We start from the raw sequence: 17,180 nt of genomic DNA, 5'->3' as shown, positions 1-17,180 counted from the left end.
ATGGGCGACCGTGCACCCGAAACCACCGCCGATGACCTCTCCCGTCACTGAACTCGTCGATCTGCTAGCGCTGGAGCGTCTTGAGGACAACTTGTTCCGCGGTCAAAGTCGCGACATCGGCACCAAATACGTGTTCGGTGGACAGGTATTGGGGCAAGCCTTGTCGGCAAGCCAGGCGACCATTGATGCCAAGCATCCGCGCGATGCCCATTCGCTGCACGCTTACTTCCTGCGCGCAGGCGACATCGACGCGCCGATCATCTACCAAGTAGACCGCACGCGTGATGGCGGCAGTTTCTCCGTGCGCCGGGTCACTGCAATCCAGCATGGACAAGTAATCTTTTTCGCAGCGGCTTCGTTCCACAAGCAGGAGGAAGGTGTCGCCCATCAATTGTCGATGCCGGAAGTCCCGCGCCCCGATGATCTGCCAAATGCCGACCCGGTCCCCGATGGCGTGCTGGCGACACTGCCAACCAAGGTGCAGCGCTGGCTGGATCGCGCCGGTCCGTTCGAATTCCGTCATGTGTATCCACGTGATGAGCTGAACCCGCCCAAGCGCCCGCCGTATCAGCAAGTGTGGTTCCGCCTGGCCGAACGCATCGGGGATGCGCCCGAACTGCATCGCGCGATGCTGGCGTATGCAAGCGATTTCCATCTGCTCGGCACAGCCAACTTCCCACACGGCATCAGCTATTACCAACCGGGCGTGCAGATGGCATCGCTCGACCATGCGCTGTGGTTCCATCGCCCGTTCCGTGCCGACGATTGGCTTCTGTATTCCATCGACAGCCCTAGCGCACAGGATGCGCGCGGCTTGGCACGTGGCCAGATCTTCGATACGCAAGGACGTCTGGTAGCCAGCACCGCACAAGAAGGCATGGTCCGCGTGCTGAAGGACACTGACTGATGCGGCAGGTTTTCACCAGTCCGCGCTTGACCAATGTCGAAGCGGTAGCGGCGTTGCTGGAAGAAGCCGGCATCGCCACCAAGATCACCAATGGTCGTTCTTATCGCGGCAAGTTTGATCGCGGCATGAGTTACCGCGATACCGGCGGTGACAACCAGGCCGCCGTGTGGGTGATGCGTTCCGAAGACCAACCGCGCGCCCGCGAGATGCTGCGCGAAGCGGGCTTGCTGGACAGCACGCGTCCGGACCAACAGCGCGACAGTTTCTTGCCGGAGCATTTGCGCGCAGGTGGCAGGAAAGAGATTGCAGCCACCCGCTGGCTGAGCCCGGGGCGTCTGAAGGTGTTGCTCTTGATCGCGATTGCATTGGTGATGGCTCTGGTAGTGATTTGGCAACGTCGCCCTGCCCCGCAGGCGCAAGGCGTCAGCGCCCCTCTCATCGGCACGCAACCCAGTGGTCCGGGCGTACTCGCGGCGCGCAATGCCGCGCCCATCGTGCAGCGGGTCGATGTGCCATCAGCACTGGCCACGTTGCTGGTTAGCCGAATCGCTAGCGAACGCAACATCAGCGCAGCCTGCTTGCAGGTGGATGAAGCGATGCCATCGGCGCGTGTGCTCGAGCTGCTGACCAGCACCGGCCATATGCCCAAACTGGCCGATCCCGCGACGTGTGACGGCACGAACGAGCTACCCAGCATCCGCATCGACGATTACCAGACCGATGGCTCAGGCAGCGGCACGGTGCGCGTGCGCGTGCAGCGCGGCGATTTGCGCGTAGACCAGCGTTTCGATGTAGTCCGCGAAGGTTATGACTGGCGGGTAACGGGTAGCAGCAAGCCCTGATCAACCGGCATAAAAAACCCGGCAGCCGCATCAAGCGGACTGCCGGGGGCTCCCACCCACATTCGGTTACGAGGCTTAGCGTGCAACGCCCTTGCGAGCCGCCTGCTTTTGCTGGCGCTCGGCCATTCGCTTGGCATGACCCGCATCGTATTCGGCACGCGAGATCTGGCCATCGCGGTTGGTATCGGTCGCGTTGAACCATTCGGCGCGGCGCGTGGCCATGCGTGCTTCACGGTCAGCACGATCCAGGAAGCCATCCTTGTTGACATCCATCTGGGCAAAACGCTCGTTGAGTTTGGGCTGCTTGGCGGCCTCGGCGCGGCTGATGCGGCCGTCCTTGTCGGTATCCAGCTGCATCTTCATGCCCATGCCGTGATGACCACGCTTGCCACGCTTCATGTCGCGCTGCGGGCGCTCATCAGCGGACAAACGGCCATCCTTGTTGGCATCGAGCTGATCAAAGCGCTCAGCCAGACGCGGATGCTTGGCCGCTTCGGCGCGATCGATGGTGCCATCGTTATTGACATCCAACTTCATTTTGCTGGCCTTGGCAGCCGAGGTAGCGGTTTGGGGGGCGGCGATGGCCAGACCTGCGACTGCGATGGAGGCAGCGGCGGCGATGGCCAGAGAGAGACGAGAGGGTGACATTCGGTGAACTCCAATTTGGTTTCGATGCTGGGTCAACGCGCCGCACGAGCCGCCGGTTGACGCCTGCTAGGCTCTGTTCAGGCTGCGGCCAGTCTCGCGCCATGCAACCGTCCGCCGTTATCCTGCCCTCATGCGCGCCGATGCCGCCCCTGCCCACGATGTCCGCATTTTCCAGACCGGGGAGCATGTCTGCGGCTACTGGCACGACCGTCCCGCACGCGACCTGGTGGTCGAACCCAATGACCCTCGCCTGCCGCTGATCTATCCGCGTGCGCTGGAGCTGGGCTTTCGTCGCTCTGGCGACTTGGTCTATCGCCCCAATTGCCACGGCTGTCGCCTGTGCATGGCGGTACGCGTGCCAGTGGCACAGTTCCGCCCAAACCGCAGTCAGCGCCGCAACCTGAAACGCAATGCCGATCTCGTCGCACGCGTCGTGCCTGCCGAACGCAGCGACGAACAACTCGCGCTGTACCAACGCTATCTCGGCTTGCGTCATCGTGGCGGCGGCATGGACGATCATGGCGCCGTGCAGTTCGATCAGTTCCTGGCCGGCAGCTGGTCGGAGACCCGTTTCCTTGAAATCAGGCAAAAGGTGGATGGCGCAGCCGGGCCCTTGCTTGCCGTGGCCGTCACCGACTTGCTGCCCGACGCCCTCTCCGCTGTGTACACGTTTTACGATCCGGACCATGCGGATCGTGGCCTGGGCACCTTCGCCATCCTGCAACAACTGGATTGGGCGATGCGCGAAGGACGCCGACATCTCTATCTCGGTTACTGGATCGCCGGCCACCCGAAGATGGACTACAAACGCCGCTTTCGCCCACTTGACGGCTACGATGGCGATCGCTGGAGCCCGCTGGAGTATCTCGCCCCATGAACCGCGTCATCCGCACCATTTCGCTCGTTTCATTCGTCCTCGTCAGTGCCGCCTGCCTGCGCATCAACGTGCACGGCACCCCCGATGCCCGCGCGCTGGAGCGACTACCCGGCGACATGTCGCGCGTGCTGCGCGAAGCGATGCCCGCGGTGCGCTTCGCCACCTACAACACCTCGCTGTACAGCGACGAGGACGGTGGTCTCATCAAACGACTGCAAGGCGATGATGCCGATGCACGCAAGATCGCCGCCGTATTGCAACGTGTGCGTGCGGATGTGGTCTTGCTCAACGAATTCGATTACGACCGCAACGGCCGCGCCGCCGATCTTTTCCAGCAGAAATATCTCGATGTCGCGCAATATGGCGGCACACCGCTGCACTACCCGTTCCGCTATTTCGCCGAGGTCAACACGGGCGTGGCGAGCGGACTGGACATCGATGGCGACGGCCAGATCGGCAGCACCGGACGCGCACGTGGCAATGATGCCTGGGGCTACGGGATGCACCCTGGCCAATACGGCATGCTGGTGTTGTCGAAGTACCCACTCGACATCGCCCGTCTACGCAGCTTCCGTTTGCTGAAGTGGTCAGCGATGCCGAATGCACGCCGCCCCGTCGATCCGAAGACGGGCAAACCCACCCATATCGATGCGACATGGCAGCAATTGCGTCTGTCATCCAAATCACATTGGGATATCCCGGTGCTGACGCCGCAGGGCGAGATCCATTTCCTCGTCGCACATCCCACGCCCCCGACCTTTGATGGCCCAGAAGACCGCAACGGCAAACGCAATGCCGATGAATTGCGCCTGTGGGCGGATTACATCTCCGGAAAGCCCGTACCGTGGCTGTGCGATGACAAGCGTCAGTGCGGTGGTTTGCCGACCGATGCACGCTTCGTGATCGCAGGCGATCTCAACGCCGATCCTATCGATGGCGATTCGGCTCGCAACTCGATAACCCAGCTTCTCGATTCGCCACGCGTGCTCAAGATGCCGCCGCCCACCAGCGCGGGCGGCCCCGAACAAGCCCAGCGCTATGGCTTTGTGCGCAAGGGAGACCCCAGCATCCACACCGCCGATTTCGGGCCGAAAGTGGGCACTCTTCGTATCGACTATGTGTTGCCGTCAATGGGCTTGCGTGTGCGCGATGCGGGCGTGGCCTGGCCTGCAGCCAATGACGCAGACGCCCGCTTCTCCAACGCCAGCGACCACCACGCGGTGTGGATTGATGTGATCGCCGAATGATGCTTAGTAATTGATCGGCGACGCCGGACGCGCAAAACCGAAGGTGCCATCGCTATGCACCGACATGATCAGGCGCACCATGCTGGCCGGGAACATCAGCTCTATGCGGCGCATCACGCCCTCCTTGTCGGCCACTTCCAACGTGACTTCGATGAAAGCGCCGCCGGTGTCCACTTCCAGGCAGCGCATGTGCGGCTCACCATTTTCGGTATCAAGATAGGGCGACACCACGGCGCCGAGCGCTTCGATAGCCGCAGGAAAGAAAAACACCGCGTAACCACTGTCAGGCGCGATGACGGTCGGCTTGGCCGGCTCGGGCGCAGGCTTGGGCGGCTCTTGTGCTGCAGCGACTTCCATCGGCACTGGTGGCGCGATGGTCTGCTTCACCGGCACATCGCCCGACGACTTTCCAGTCCAGTTGGTGGCTTCAGGTGCTTCATCTTTTGTTTCGATCATCGTCATTCCTGTTTGGTGGGTCATCACGCCCGGTCAGTCAGGCCAGTTGCACGCCCAACACTTCGGCAGCATTGCGCGCGAGCAGGCGCGCCTCATCCACCGATCCTGCACGTGCCAGCGTGACCGCCACGCGACGCTGCCCTTCGACACGCGGCTTTCCAAATAGACGCAGCGCGACGGCAGGATTGCTCAATGCCACCTCAACGTTGGAAAACACCGGCACGCCATGGCCTTGCGCCAACACCGCACTTGATGCTGAAGACGCGATATTGGGGATGTTGCCGTCCGTATCCGCGCCGACCGGCAAGCCAAGAATCGCGCGCGCGTGCAACGCGAACTCCGACAAGTCCTGCGAGACCAGCGTGACCAGACCCGTGTCATGCGGGCGCGGGCTGACTTCGGAGAACCATACGTCATCGCCCTTGACGAAAAATTCCATCCCGAACACACCCCACCCACCCAAGTCGGCGGAGACATCGGCGGCGATGACTTTGGCGCGCTCCAGTGCCTTGGCGGACATCGGTTGCGGCTGCCAGCTTTCACGGTAGTCGCCGTCGCGTTGCAGATGGCCAATCGGTGCACAGAATGCGGTGCCGCCTGCATGACGCACGGTAAGCAAGGTGATTTCGTAATCGAAATCGATAAAACCCTCGACGATGCAGCGCCCTGCCCCCGCGCGGCCACCGGTTTGCGCGTATTCCCAGGCGTGATCGATGTCGGCTTCGTTCTTGACGGTGGACTGGCCCTTGCCTGATGACGACATCACCGGCTTGACCACGCAAGGCAGGCCGATGGCCTTGATCGCGGCCAAATATTCTTCACGCGTGTCGACGAAGCGATAAGGCGATGTCGGCGCGCCCAACGTTTCCGCAGCAAGGCGACGGATGCCTTCGCGGTCCATCGTCAACCATGCCGCGCGCGCGGTAGGAATCACTTTCAAACCGGCATCACGCTCCAATTCAACCAACGTCGGCGTATGGATCGCTTCGATTTCGGGCACCACCAGGTGCGGCTTCTCTTGTTCGATCAACGCGCGCAGCGCAGCACCATCCAGCATGTCCAGCACATGACTGCGGTGCGCGACCTGCATCGCTGGCGCATCGGCATAACGATCGGCCGCGATGACTTCCACGCCAAAGCGTTGCAACTCCAGCGCGACTTCCTTGCCCAGCTCACCTGAGCCAAGCAACAGGACGCGCGTGGCATGCGCGGATAGTGGTGTGCCAAGGGTTGTCATTCAGTGCTTTTCCAAGGGGCTCCAGCTACCAGTTTATGCCGAGGGCCGCATCTGTCATCCTTCGGCCATGCCATTCCCGTCCTCACGATCCGCGGGTTGCCTCCTCGCCTGCGCGCTGGTGCTTGGGCTTGCGTCCGTGTTGGCGGGCTGCAATCAGCCCAGCGAGTTGCCGGACACGCAGATCGCAGGGCTGATGATCGATGCTGATCTGGACGAGATCAGCGGCATCGCCGCATCACGGCGGGAAGACGGCGTGCTATGGGCGATAGACGACAGCGGCAAACCGGCCAACCTCTATGCGATCAGCCATCGCGGCAATCGCTTGGCCACGTTCAAGATCGAAGGCGTCAAGAAGACCGACTGGGAAGACATCGCCAGCTTCGAGCTGGATGGCAAGCCCTATCTCTTGATTGCCGATACCGGCGACAACGGCGGCATCCGCAAAACGCTGTCACTGCATGTTGTGGAAGAGCCGCAAGACATCGAAGCGGGTGGCAGTTTGAAGCCCGCATGGTCGATCCAGTTCCGCTGGCCGGATGGCGCGCGCGATTGCGAGGCCATCGCAGTGGATGCGCAGCGCAACGAAATCCTCTTGATCACCAAGAAGCGTCAGCCGCCGCAGCTATACACCTTGCAGCTTCGTGCGGATGACCGCAAGAAGGCACCCAAGACGCTTACCGCACGCCTGGCGGGCACCCTCGCGGGCGTGCCTCAAGCCGAAGCCAACGAGCGCCGCGACAACCCCTCGATGGCGCGGCTGCGCAGCCAAGTCACGGCCGCTGGCATCAACCCGCAGCGCGATGCGATCGCCGTGCTGACTTACGCCAACCTGCTGGTCTACACGCGCCAAGGCGATGACACTTGGGCACAGACCGTCGCCCGTCCGCCCTTGGTGGTGCGGATGATGCTTCTGCCACAACCCGAGGCGGTGACATTTTCCCGCGGCGGCAAGGGCATCTACGCCACGGGCGAATTCAGCCCGGCCCCGATCTTGTATCTACCAGACCGGCGCTAATCGTTTAACCCCCTGTTTTCAATGAAATTTTCGGCCTGATCTCGTGGCCGCTTTTTGTGCTGCGCCGCGGCTTGCAAACTGATATCAATTTGATATCTTTATCTGGAGCCCGTTGCTCTAGACCTTTTGGAGTTGCCGTCATGAAAGAGAAAGTCATCCGCTCCCTGCCCGGCGTACCGGTGCTGCTGGCCTTGTTGGCCTTGATGCTGGCCAGTGGCTGGATCGGCTACATGGGCTTTTCTGCTCGCAGCGTCCTCTGGGTCATTGCAGGCATCGCTACCCTCAGCATCGCTTTGGTGCTGATGGCCGGCTTGTACATCGTCGAGCCCAACCAAGCCGCCGTCCTCAGCCTGTTCGGCAAATACGTCGGCACGGTCAAGGACAACGGCCTGCGCTGGAACAACATCTTCTTCGCCAAGCGCAAGGTGTCGATGCGCGTGCGCAATTTCGAGAGCGGCAAGTTGAAGGTCAACGAGTTGGATGGCTCGCCCATCGAGATTGCCGCGGTCATCGTCTGGCAGGTGGTTGATGCCTCCGAGGCTGTCTACAACGTGGATGATTTCGAAAGCTTCGTGCACATCCAGTCCGAGGCTGCGCTGCGCTCGATGGCGACTAGCTATCCCTACGACCAGCATGAGGAAGGCCAGTTCGCCCTGCGCAGCCACGCCGCCGAAATCAGTGAGCACCTGCAAAAGGAATTGGCGGATCGCTTGAACGATGCCGGCGTGGCAGTGATCGATGCCCGCATCAGCCACCTTGCCTATGCGCCGGAAATCGCCCAGGCGATGCTGCAGCGTCAACAGGCCAACGCTATCATCGCCGCACGCACGCGGATCGTCGCCGGTGCGGTCGGCATGGTGGAAATGGCCTTGGCCGAGCTGCAGAAGAACGGCGTGGTGCAGCTGGATGAAGAGCGCAAAGCCGCGATGGTCAGCAACCTGCTAGTGGTGCTGTGCGGAGAGCGCAGCACCCAACCGATCGTCAACGCGGGCACGCTGTACTGATGATGGGACTCGCATCCCTGCTGCTGGCTTTGGCGGGCTTGCCCGCCATCGCCATCGCGGCTTGGCTGGCGAAGGATTCGCGCCCTGCATCGCCGGGGTTGGCCATTCGGATGGCGCTGGTCGGTATCACCATCCTGCTGGGGGCATTGGGCCTCTACTGGGCGGGTGAAGACGGCAGCCGTGCGATGAAGGTGGCGTTGGCGATGGCATTGGTGGTGAACGCACTCGCGTTGTCGATGTGGTGGCACGTGCGCAAGTTCAACCCAAGGAAAGGTGTGTGATGGCTGAAAAAAAGGCCTATCCCTTACGCATCAACGCCGCGATCCTGGAAGAAGTCCAGCGCTGGGCGGACGACGAACTACGAAGTGCGAACGCCCAGATCGAGTACCTGCTGCGTGATGCTCTGCGCCGCGCCGGGCGCATCAAGAGCCACAATTCCACATCCGACGAGGACATGACTTCATGAAAAACACCTGGGAATACAAGGTCATCGATATCACCCCGCAGATCACCGGCAACCCCGGCCAGAAGGTCGAGGAAACCCTCAACCAACTCGGCAAAGACGGTTGGGAATTGGTGGCCGCATTGCGCTGCAGCCTGATGGAACCGACCCGCCTGTACATGAAACGCAGCATCGCTTGAATGACATTGTTTGAATGACAAGGAGAGCACCGAATGAGTGACCGTTGGCAATACGAAATCATCGAAGTGAAAGCTAAGTTGTGGGGAAATTTCGACCTCGCACAGGCCATGACCGAGTTCGACCGCATGGGTCGCCAAGGCTGGGAAATGGTCAGCTTTACCCCACCGCTAGCCGGCATGACTGCAGGATTCGCCGTGTTCAAGAAGAGGGGGGCCTGACATGTTGCACATCGCCCGTCTGCTTGAACGTCGTTGGGGCGCGGAGCATGGTTCGCGCATCAAAGCTCGCCTGTTGTTGGGTTCCGGCTTGATGCTGATGCTCGGGCTGGGACTATTGCTGGGGCCTCAACACGCCGCCGCGCAAGTCGCCCCTGATACCGCACGCGCGACCGCAACACGTTTGCTCGATCACCTGGATCGCGGCGAATTCGCCCAGGCCGAGGCGATGTTCGACGCCAACATGAAACAGGCCGTGCCTGCTGCCCGTCTTGAACAGGTATGGAAGTCACTCCCCGCCGAAGGCAGCCGCGGCGAAGTATTTCTGCGTACCGAAGGCACCTCGCAAGTCCTGCTCATCCCGCTGACCCGTGGCGGGACAAGTCTCAACGCCAGCATCAGCATCGATGCGAAGGGCAAGGTATCCGGCCTGCTGGTACGCCCCGCGCCCCCTGCACCCGCGCCGCCACCCTCAGCTACTGCCACGTTCACTGAAAAAGAGCTGATGGTCGGCGCTGGCGAAGGCGCCCTGCCCGCAACACTCACGATGCCCAAGGGCCAGGGCCCGTTCCCGGCCGCGGTGCTGGTGCATGGCTCAGGTCCACAGGACCGCGACGAAACCATCGGTGCGAATCGCCCCTTCCTCGACATCGCACGCGGCCTCGCAACGCAGGGCGTCGCTGTCTTGCGCTACGAAAAGCGCACCAAGGCCCGCCCGCAGGATTACGCGGCAGGTGTCAGCATCGACAACGAGACCACCGATGACGCGGTTACCGCGCTCGCAACTCTACGCGCCCAGTCCGGCGTCGATTCCAAGCGCATCTTCGTCATCGGTCATAGCCAGGGCGGCATGATGGCGCCACGCATCGCGATGAAGGATGGCAAGACCACCGGGCTCGTGCTGCTGGCTGCACCGGCGCGCAACCTGCTCGACATCCTGATGGAGCAAAACGTGCGCATTCTGGGCATGCAAGGCATCCAGGACACGCCGGACGGCGTCGCACATCTGGACACGCTGAAGAAACAGATCGCCAACGTACGTGGCGCAGGTGATGCCACGGTCGGTGCACCGATGAACCTGCCCGTCGATTATTGGCGCAGCGTCGATGCGGTCGACCCAGTCGCCGAAGCACGCAAAGCGAATCAACCGATGCTGGTACTGCACGGCGGCCACGATATCCAGGTGGTCGATGCCGACTGGCAAGCGTGGCAGGCCGCGTTCGGCAATGACAAGGATGTGGTGCTGAAGCGCTACCCCACCCTCAACCACCTCGCGATTGAAAGCCAAGCCAATGCGGGCCTTGAAAGCTATCAGAAGCCTGGCCATGTCGATGTCACCTTGATCAGCGACATCGCCAATTGGATCAAGACCACTCCATGAGCAACGTGCGCAAGTTCGACGTCACCCCGCCGGACTTGCGCATCCCGGCGCTGATTTTCATCGCCGTGTTGCTGACATTGACGGGTGTGCTTGCGATGGGCTGGCACCAACTGGTTGGCAGCTCGGCGTTATGGGTCGTGATCGCGGCGGCCTTGATCGCGCCGGCACTGATTTTGATCACTGTCTTCAGGCGCAAGGTGATGCTGGATGGCGAGACGCTCAAGATCGTCGCGGGCCTCAACCGAACCAGCATCCCTACTTCGTCACTGCTTACAAACCAAGCACGCATCGTCGATCTCGACACCAGCACGGAATACCGCTTGGGTATAAAAAGTTTTGGCACCTCGATGCCCGGTTATCACGCTGGGCATTTCCGCCAGATCGGCGGAAACAAGGTGTTCGCGCTGGTCACCGATAAACGACGTGTGCTGGTCTTGCCTGAGCGCGATGGTCGCTTGTTGATGCTGAGTCTGGAAAAACCGCAGGCATTACTGGATGCACTGCAACGTTCAGCACACACGCAATAACCGAAGCGGCATCCGTTAATCTGACTATCCGGCAGATTCGGTTGAAGCAGCCTAATGAATCAGCTCTTCCAACAAACGCGCCGTGGTTGCATGGTCGAACCCGAAGCGATGCGTGTGCGACGAGGGCGGTGCCAGGGGTCAATTTCCGAAGATTCAGGATGTCGATGCGGGCCTGTCAGAACAGGATGGTGCTGACGATCACCACGATCTGACTCGCAGTCCGTTGTCCCGGAACAGGCTCGTTAGTTACGATCTCGCTAGAATTCAACCTGGCAAGTAGATACAGCAATACAGCATGACCACGGCCGTAAGATCCCTAACGCGACGCGAGCCCAAGCAACAACGCTCACGGCAGACCGTGGGTGCCGTACTCGAGGCTGTCCACGTTGTAGTGAAGCGCCATGGACCCCACGCCCTTACCACGAATCGCATCGCCGAGGTCGCTGGTGTTAGCGTCGGGTCACTGTACCAGTACTTCCCCGACAAGCAGGCAATATTCACAGCCCTCCACGATCGACATGTTGAAGATGTGCGACAGGCCATCAAACAGACGACGGATGCTTGGGCCTCTGCTCCGCTGGAAGAATTCACCCGCGAACTTGTCCAACGGTTATTGGATGCGCACGCAGAAGCTGCGGATCTGCACGAAATTGTTTCCTCCGCCATTGCGGAGAGCACGCTCGGCTTCAGGAGCGCGCTACATCACACCTTTGGGCGAATACTTTCACGCGCCGACCAAGCGTGGTACAGCTCCGACGAAACGGAACGAATGCTTTTCGTCCTTCCTCGCATGGTGGAATCGCTCGTGCACGGCGCGACCAACCCCGATGCGCACGCCGCCCTCTCGCAGGATGGTGCGAGAGCCGAGGCTATTCGCACCGTCATGGGGTATGTGAGCTCTTTTCGGAGAAGCGCAACGAAACGCTATTGAAACGATGCAGCATTCTCGGCTACCCACTGATCGAACGAGATGGGTTGCCGCCCGATAACGCGCTTTACCTCCTTGGTGACCGTATCCATTTTTCCCTCGCGAACTGCGCGCCAGATATCGACGAGCGCATCGGTGTAAGGGCCTTTCCCGGCCCATTCGACGGTGCTGATGTAGGCCTGACGATCTGATATTTCCTCGAAGCTCACGGGCTTGCCAATAGCTTTGCCGATCTTGGCCGCCATCTCCCCGTATGACAGCGCTATGCGGCCGGTGATCACCAGGGCATGGTCGTCATGATCGCGCGTGGTGAGTGCGGCCGTAGCAACGGCGGCTATGTCGTCTGGATGAATGAAGGCGATCTTGCCCGTCCCCGTAGACGAGCGCAGCACTCCCTCTCGGCGAATGGAATCTGACCAGCCGAACGCATTGGACATGAATCCAGCTGTTTGAATGAACGTGTACGTCACTCCACTTTCTTGAATAGCACTCTCGCCGCGCGCGTGCTAGGGACCGGTTCCGATCCCGGTTCTAACGTCCAATGTCGAGAGTTTGACCACGTGTCGTACGCCCGCGCGATGTGCAGCGAAGGAAACCGCGTGATCCTGCTTGTCGAGTTCCGGCCCATCGGTCAAGAGGAAGACCCCGTCGACCCCAGTCAGTGCGAGGTGGAGTGAATGGCCTGGCTTTTCGAGGTCTCCGGTATGGATATCGACTTGGTGGCCGAATAGCGCCCTGGCCCTCTTCGCGTTGCGCACGAAAACGGACGGACGTATTCCAGCATCAATGAGGCGCTGAGCTACTCGGAAGCCGATGTTTCCAGTGGCACCAAAAACGAGATATTTCAATTGAGTTTGCTCCATCCGCGGATGACTTCGAGCACCATTCGCTTCTGCCCCGCCAGAGTGAAGTGCAAATCATCGTCCATGAGCAGATCGGAAGAAGGCGGGCTTCCCAGCGTGGAGAAGGCGTCGATGACCGGTCCGTCGCTCACGCGGACAATCTTGGCGACTCGCTCCAGATCCTGGTTGCGGAACCGAACTCCGAATCTGGCCAAGCCCCAATGCGCCGTCACCAACGTCTCGTTTACTGCGGGCGGAGTGATCCAAACACAGGTTGCTGCGGTCTCACTGGAAACACGCTGACGCAGCTCCGCGATGTTGCGTGCGGTCTCCTCGTGATGGACGAGTGTCTTCGTGGGTTGCGCGCCCTGGGTGCGGGCGTCATTGGTGCCGAATAGGAAGAGCACCCAGTCGGGCTGGTAATTGATGACATCAGCGACCCGCACGAGACCCTGCGTGGTCGTCTCGCCAGCGACTGCGCTTATCGTCAATGAAATTCCTTCGGCACCCCGGCGCTTGCTCAGCATTTCCCTCAGGATTACCGCCCAGGACTGGGGCTCGGACGTCAAGCTGTCGCCGAACGCAACTACCTTGGCCCCTTCCTGCAGGGGAAGGCGATCGATCATCGATGCCACGGCTGAATCAGCAAGCAGCTCGTCTGCTGCTTCAGAGGCCTCCTTTTGCATGCGGCCAAGTTCGCTCGCGTAGATATCCTCCGGCAGGCCGAGGAGCTTGGCATGAGTTCCCTGGTCAAGGCTGGCACCGCCAGGAAGGGAAGCGAGAGTTCGCTCGGGTTGAATGACTTTCAAAAGCCAACGCACTTGTTCGCTCGACGAGAATTTCATCTCACATTGGGATCCGTTTGCAGAAGATGAAAAAATACCTGCAGGCCGCCAACGTCTCTACTCGCGTTTTTATCGCGCTAAATAACTGTAGTTACTAGGAATTTGGGTGACCCTCATCGCCTCCATCAGATTCAATGACCATTGGAGCACCTATCACGGTCTGCCTGTTACAGAGCCCAACGTCCGCCTGATCGATGACGCGCCCAAGCACCTGATGTGGCTTACATAATGATCGACTTCGACAAACATGAGATGTGGGAAGCAATCCGGCAGCGCTTCCATCGCATGGTCGAACTCGGGGCCAGGGCCCAATCAAGCAAATCTGTCGGATTTTCAACCCTATGGACAAAAGCCATGTCCAACCGAAATTGCCGGAAAGCCGTTAACCTTTGCGCATGACGCCACGCCCGCTGCTACTGCTCAATAGCCAGGAAATCGAGATCTGGCCCGCATGGCTGCTGGGTGCGCGCGGCAATGCCGATGCGCGCTTGCTTGCGCAGACGCGATGGGCGCTACGACGCAAGCGTGACGGCCGCTATCTAGGCGCGATGGACAGGTGGGGCACGCTGGCGCCCATGGTGATGCAACTCCAACACGAAGCCGGCCTGGACGACGCACTGCGTTGGCGCTCGCGTCGTAGTTTCAAGTTGGCACGGGCGACACACCCCGCCGTTGATCTGCCGATGCATGCACTCGCTGCGCGCCTATCGGCCTTGGGGTTGGATGCTGAAAATTACGCCGAACGCACCGGTCTCTCACTGGCGGCTGAACCCGACTGGCTCGCTTTTGCCGGCTTCGACCGTTGGCACCGGCCGTTATGGCTACATGCCGATGCCTCACGTGCATGGACGCGCATGCAAGCTGCTGCGCAAGCCGATGGCATTACCCTCGAAGCGATTTCAGGTTATCGCAGCCATGCGTATCAACTCGGCATCTTCGAGCGCAAGCTTGCGCGCGGGCTGGAAGTCGATGACATCCTGCAGGTGAATGCCGCGCCCGGTTTTTCCGAACATCATTCCGGACTCGCGCTGGACATCGGCACGACGAATGAGCCGGCGGCGGAAGAAAGTTTCGAAACAACGCCCGCCTTCGAATGGCTATCCAGGCATGCAGGCGATCATGGCTTTGGCCTAAGTTATCCGCGCGACAACCGACACGGCATCATCTACGAGCCTTGGCACTGGCGTTTCAACGGCATAGTGGCAGACTGATCAATCCTGAGAGCGTTTGGCGGGCGTCTTCGCGGCCACTTCGAAATCCGCAATGCGCCACAGATAGAAACTCGCCTGCGTCCGATGCGGTGCCCAACGTGCGCTGCGCACTAGTGCCTCGCGCGGCGTAGGCATCACGTCCAGTTTGTCCATCAACTGAATGCCTTTGCGAATGCCCAGATCGTCCGCGGGCAGCACATCAGGTCGGCCCAGGCGAAACATCAGCATCATCTCCACCGTCCAGCGACCGATCCCGCGAATCGGCACCAGGGCATCGATGATGGTTTGCTCATCCAGCCACGGCAGTTGCTGCATCGAAGGAATTTCACCGGCCGCCTCGCGTCGCGCGAGGTCACGCAGCGCGAGCGTCTTGTTTCCGGACACGCCGCAGGCACGCAACGCAGCATCATCGACCAAACTCAATGTGTCGCAATGCAAGCGCGCACTGCCTATGGCGGCTTCCACGCGCCCGACGATTGTCGACGCGGCTTTGCCGGAGAGTTGCTGGTAAAGGATGGCGCGGGCCAGCGCATCGACGGGATCGAAACGCCCACGCCACTGCTTTTGCGTGGCAATCGGCCCGATGCGCTCGATCCACCGCCCCAGCTTGCGGTCACGTTTGCACAGATGGGCATCCGCGGCTTCGGTATCAAAACCGCGCGGATAGCGAACCTTCAACGTCGCCATTGACCGATGGCATGCAGCAACCAGCCGGAGATCATCAGCATGCCGCCGAACGGCGCTGCGCCGGTGGAGATGCCGAACAAAGCTCCCAACACCAGACTGCCGGAAAACAGCAAAGTGCCGATAGCGATGCTCAACAACCCAAGCCATGCCAAGCGGCGCACCGCGAGCGGTGCCAGTGCAGCCAAGGCAGCGCCATGTCCGAAGGCGAAAAGCGCGGCTTGCTGCAAATTGCCCTGCGCCTTGTCACCCAAACTGGCGTGCGCGGCATAGGCGGCCAGCGCCACCGACAACCCTGCCAGCACCGAACCGCTTGATGCCAACCAGAATCGCCGGTGCATTTGTCGCTCGGTCAAGCCTGTGTGGATCTTCGGGATCATCAACCGACTCCTTGGCCTGGGCCAGAAACGCGAACGCCGCGGGATACGCGGCGTTCGGTGCAGTGCGATGCAGGTCGGATCAGTTCTTGACCTGCCAGTACAGGTCGAACTTGCCGTTCTCGGTGAACGCGGGGCCTACGCCACCGGTGTACACCTCGAACGGGCGGTCGACCACTTCGTGGCCGCGCACGGCGGCCCAGGCGCGAATCGCATTGCGCATGGCATCCAGCTCGGCAAAGTAGCCAGTGAACTTGCCATGTGCCGCACGGCGCCCCGGGATCAGTGCGTACTTCACCGGGCCTTGCGTGGTGACCTTCAGCTCGGCACCTGCATCAGCGACCGGAGCCGGTGCAGCCGGGGCGGTATCACCCGCTGCCGATGCATCTGCAGCCGGCGCAGCAGCGCCCTTGCTGACGACCTGCACGATGTCGAAGTTGTAAGTTTCGCGGCCCAGCTCATTGGTGACGATGCGGACGGGGCCAACGGCGGTCAGACCATTGGCAGCCATGGTGCGCTTGATCCATTCCTGGTTCGCAGCGATCGACGCCTGAATGCTGTCGTCATCACGCTTGACGCTACCGGAAGTCACGAACAGCACGTGTACAGACGGCAAGTCGACCAGCTCAAGCCCGGTCAGGCGGCTGTTGGCGATGCCGTAGTCTTGGTTCGGAATACCGGCCAGCAAGTTGGTCAGACGCGCCAAACCAATCTTGATGTCTTCGCCCATATAGCTTTTGACGTACAGACCAGCGTAGCGGCCCAACAGGTTGAAGCCGTAATCGACGTCGTAGGTCTGCTCGATCTCGACATTGCGGTTGTTGCGACCGGTCGGGGTCAGCTTGATGGTCGATTTCTTGTTCTTGCCGAAGTCGCCATTCTCGATCATGAAATCGACTTGGCTCTTGGGCTTGCTGTCGGTAATGGTCCAGGAACCGCTGCCAATGCCCTTTTCTTTGGACGTGTATTCCAGCTTGGCGCCCTTGCCGGCATCAGGGCCCGAGATCTTCATCTGGATGGACGGGTCGCGGGCGGCCAGCGCATTCCAGTCATGGAAGCGGCCAAAGCCGTTCACCACATCAAACACGATGGTCTGCTTGCGGTTGCTTTCCACCTTTTCGGACACATGGCGGTGGGACGGCAGCACCACACCAACGATCAGGAACAGCGCGGCGACGATCGCCAGTGAAATCAAGAGCTCGATCAAACGGGTCATTCGGAAGTTCTCCAAGGCGGCCGTAGCCGTCGCGGGGTCGGGGTCGCGGATTCGACATCCTAACAAAGACCGGGCGCG

At 60.8% G+C, this 17,180-nt stretch carries 23 protein-coding genes; 14 read left to right on the top strand and 9 right to left on the bottom strand.

From position 1 onward, the window contains the following. The first annotated feature begins 31 nt into the window (after nt 1-31). Complete coding sequence (locus tag BW989_RS03005; RefSeq protein ID WP_076585160.1) at nt 32-907, top strand: acyl-CoA thioesterase; 876 nt, start codon at nt 32-34, stop codon at nt 905-907. After that, nucleotides 907-1,749 (top strand): putative signal transducing protein, encoded by an 843-nt coding sequence (locus BW989_RS03000; protein WP_076585158.1) that lies wholly within the window; start codon nt 907-909, stop codon nt 1,747-1,749. The genes BW989_RS03005 and BW989_RS03000 overlap by 1 nt, the downstream gene beginning before the upstream one ends. Nucleotides 1,750-1,824: 75 nt before the next feature. On the opposite strand, the gene BW989_RS02995 is transcribed toward BW989_RS03000, so the two are convergent. Next, nucleotides 1,825-2,397, bottom strand: coding sequence for an EF-hand domain-containing protein (locus tag BW989_RS02995; RefSeq protein ID WP_076585156.1), 573 nt, complete (start codon nt 2,395-2,397; stop codon nt 1,825-1,827). 130 nt (nt 2,398-2,527) lie between these two features. Here BW989_RS02995 and BW989_RS02990 point away from each other — a divergent pair, with 130 nt between their 5' ends. Beyond that, entirely contained in the window at nt 2,528-3,274 is a 747-nt protein-coding gene (locus BW989_RS02990) for an arginyltransferase (protein WP_076585154.1), read from the top strand. Then, nucleotides 3,271-4,521, top strand: a complete 1,251-nt coding sequence (locus BW989_RS02985) for an endonuclease/exonuclease/phosphatase family protein (RefSeq protein WP_076585152.1) — start codon at nt 3,271-3,273, stop codon at nt 4,519-4,521. The genes BW989_RS02990 and BW989_RS02985 overlap by 4 nt, the downstream gene beginning before the upstream one ends. Before the next feature lie 3 nt (nt 4,522-4,524). On the opposite strand, the gene BW989_RS02980 is transcribed toward BW989_RS02985, so the two are convergent. After that, nucleotides 4,525-4,977, bottom strand: coding sequence for a hypothetical protein (locus tag BW989_RS02980; protein WP_129582793.1), 453 nt, complete (start codon nt 4,975-4,977; stop codon nt 4,525-4,527). Between the two features lie 37 nt (nt 4,978-5,014). After that, nucleotides 5,015-6,214, bottom strand: coding sequence for a formate-dependent phosphoribosylglycinamide formyltransferase (gene purT / locus BW989_RS02975; protein WP_076585148.1), 1,200 nt, complete (start codon nt 6,212-6,214; stop codon nt 5,015-5,017). 67 nt (nt 6,215-6,281) lie between these two features. Between purT and BW989_RS02970 the strand changes: the two genes are divergently transcribed. From BW989_RS02970 to BW989_RS02930, 9 genes are all read left to right on the top strand, one after another. Beyond that, nucleotides 6,282-7,229: an SdiA-regulated/phytase-like domain-containing protein gene (locus BW989_RS02970; protein ID WP_165688538.1), complete on the top strand. Its 948-nt coding sequence runs from the start codon at nt 6,282-6,284 to the stop codon at nt 7,227-7,229. Between the two features lie 140 nt (nt 7,230-7,369). Next, entirely contained in the window at nt 7,370-8,233 is an 864-nt protein-coding gene (locus tag BW989_RS02965; RefSeq protein ID WP_076585144.1) for an SPFH domain-containing protein, read from the top strand. Beyond that, nucleotides 8,233-8,514, top strand: a complete 282-nt coding sequence (locus BW989_RS02960) for a hypothetical protein (protein WP_076585142.1) — start codon at nt 8,233-8,235, stop codon at nt 8,512-8,514. Before BW989_RS02965 ends, BW989_RS02960 begins: the two co-directional genes overlap by 1 nt. Beyond that, nucleotides 8,514-8,699: a type II toxin-antitoxin system antitoxin gene (locus BW989_RS02955; protein ID WP_076585140.1), complete on the top strand. Its 186-nt coding sequence runs from the start codon at nt 8,514-8,516 to the stop codon at nt 8,697-8,699. The genes BW989_RS02960 and BW989_RS02955 overlap by 1 nt, the downstream gene beginning before the upstream one ends. Continuing rightward, nucleotides 8,696-8,875, top strand: a complete 180-nt coding sequence (locus BW989_RS02950; protein ID WP_076585138.1) for a DUF4177 domain-containing protein — start codon at nt 8,696-8,698, stop codon at nt 8,873-8,875. Before BW989_RS02955 ends, BW989_RS02950 begins: the two co-directional genes overlap by 4 nt. Before the next feature lie 33 nt (nt 8,876-8,908). Next, nucleotides 8,909-9,094, top strand: a complete 186-nt coding sequence (locus BW989_RS02945; RefSeq protein ID WP_076585136.1) for a DUF4177 domain-containing protein — start codon at nt 8,909-8,911, stop codon at nt 9,092-9,094. A gap of 1 nt (nt 9,095) precedes the next feature. Then, nucleotides 9,096-10,472, top strand: coding sequence for an alpha/beta hydrolase (locus BW989_RS02940; protein ID WP_242651238.1), 1,377 nt, complete (start codon nt 9,096-9,098; stop codon nt 10,470-10,472). Then, complete coding sequence (locus BW989_RS02935) at nt 10,469-10,999, top strand: PH domain-containing protein (RefSeq protein WP_076585134.1); 531 nt, start codon at nt 10,469-10,471, stop codon at nt 10,997-10,999. The genes BW989_RS02940 and BW989_RS02935 overlap by 4 nt, the downstream gene beginning before the upstream one ends. Before the next feature lie 358 nt (nt 11,000-11,357). Further along, on the top strand, nt 11,358-11,930 hold the full coding sequence (locus BW989_RS02930) for a TetR/AcrR family transcriptional regulator (protein WP_207551602.1): 573 nt from the start codon (nt 11,358-11,360) through the stop codon (nt 11,928-11,930). Here the strand turns inward: BW989_RS02930 and BW989_RS12660 are convergent. The 3 genes from BW989_RS12660 to BW989_RS02920 form a co-directional block, all read right to left on the bottom strand. Next, the gene (locus BW989_RS12660; protein WP_207551601.1) at nt 11,924-12,364 is read right to left on the bottom strand and encodes a Rossmann-fold NAD(P)-binding domain-containing protein; all 441 of its coding nucleotides are present in this window, start codon (nt 12,362-12,364) and stop codon (nt 11,924-11,926) included. The genes BW989_RS02930 and BW989_RS12660 overlap by 7 nt on opposite strands. Before the next feature lie 69 nt (nt 12,365-12,433). Beyond that, the gene (locus BW989_RS12930; protein WP_425476632.1) at nt 12,434-12,790 is read right to left on the bottom strand and encodes an SDR family oxidoreductase; all 357 of its coding nucleotides are present in this window, start codon (nt 12,788-12,790) and stop codon (nt 12,434-12,436) included. Next, on the bottom strand, nt 12,772-13,614 hold the full coding sequence (locus tag BW989_RS02920; RefSeq protein ID WP_076585130.1) for an SGNH/GDSL hydrolase family protein: 843 nt from the start codon (nt 13,612-13,614) through the stop codon (nt 12,772-12,774). The genes BW989_RS12930 and BW989_RS02920 overlap by 19 nt, the downstream gene beginning before the upstream one ends. Nucleotides 13,615-14,009: 395 nt before the next feature. Between BW989_RS02920 and BW989_RS02915 the strand changes: the two genes are divergently transcribed. Continuing rightward, nucleotides 14,010-14,825, top strand: a complete 816-nt coding sequence (locus BW989_RS02915; protein WP_076585129.1) for a M15 family metallopeptidase — start codon at nt 14,010-14,012, stop codon at nt 14,823-14,825. On the opposite strand, the gene BW989_RS02910 is transcribed toward BW989_RS02915, so the two are convergent. From BW989_RS02910 to BW989_RS02900, 3 genes are all read right to left on the bottom strand, one after another. Next, on the bottom strand, nt 14,826-15,512 hold the full coding sequence (locus tag BW989_RS02910; RefSeq protein WP_076585127.1) for a DNA-3-methyladenine glycosylase family protein: 687 nt from the start codon (nt 15,510-15,512) through the stop codon (nt 14,826-14,828). It abuts the gene before it with no gap. Next, a complete protein-coding gene (locus tag BW989_RS02905) occupies nt 15,500-15,889 on the bottom strand; it encodes a DUF423 domain-containing protein (protein WP_076585125.1) in 390 nt (129 codons plus the stop codon). The genes BW989_RS02910 and BW989_RS02905 overlap by 13 nt, the downstream gene beginning before the upstream one ends. A 79-nt stretch (nt 15,890-15,968) precedes the next feature. Then, nucleotides 15,969-17,102 carry a polyketide cyclase gene (locus BW989_RS02900; protein WP_076585123.1) on the bottom strand — a complete coding sequence of 378 codons (1,134 nt, stop codon included), beginning with the start codon at nt 17,100-17,102 and terminating at the stop codon, nt 15,969-15,971. Nucleotides 17,103-17,180 lie beyond the last annotated feature (78 nt).

This window comes from Solilutibacter tolerans, from assembly GCF_900155935.1.
In the GTDB taxonomy this organism is placed as follows: domain Bacteria; phylum Pseudomonadota; class Gammaproteobacteria; order Xanthomonadales; family Xanthomonadaceae; genus Solilutibacter; species Solilutibacter tolerans.
Note: the sequence above shows the minus strand (reverse complement) of the source record. Positions and strands in the feature narration are given on the sequence as shown.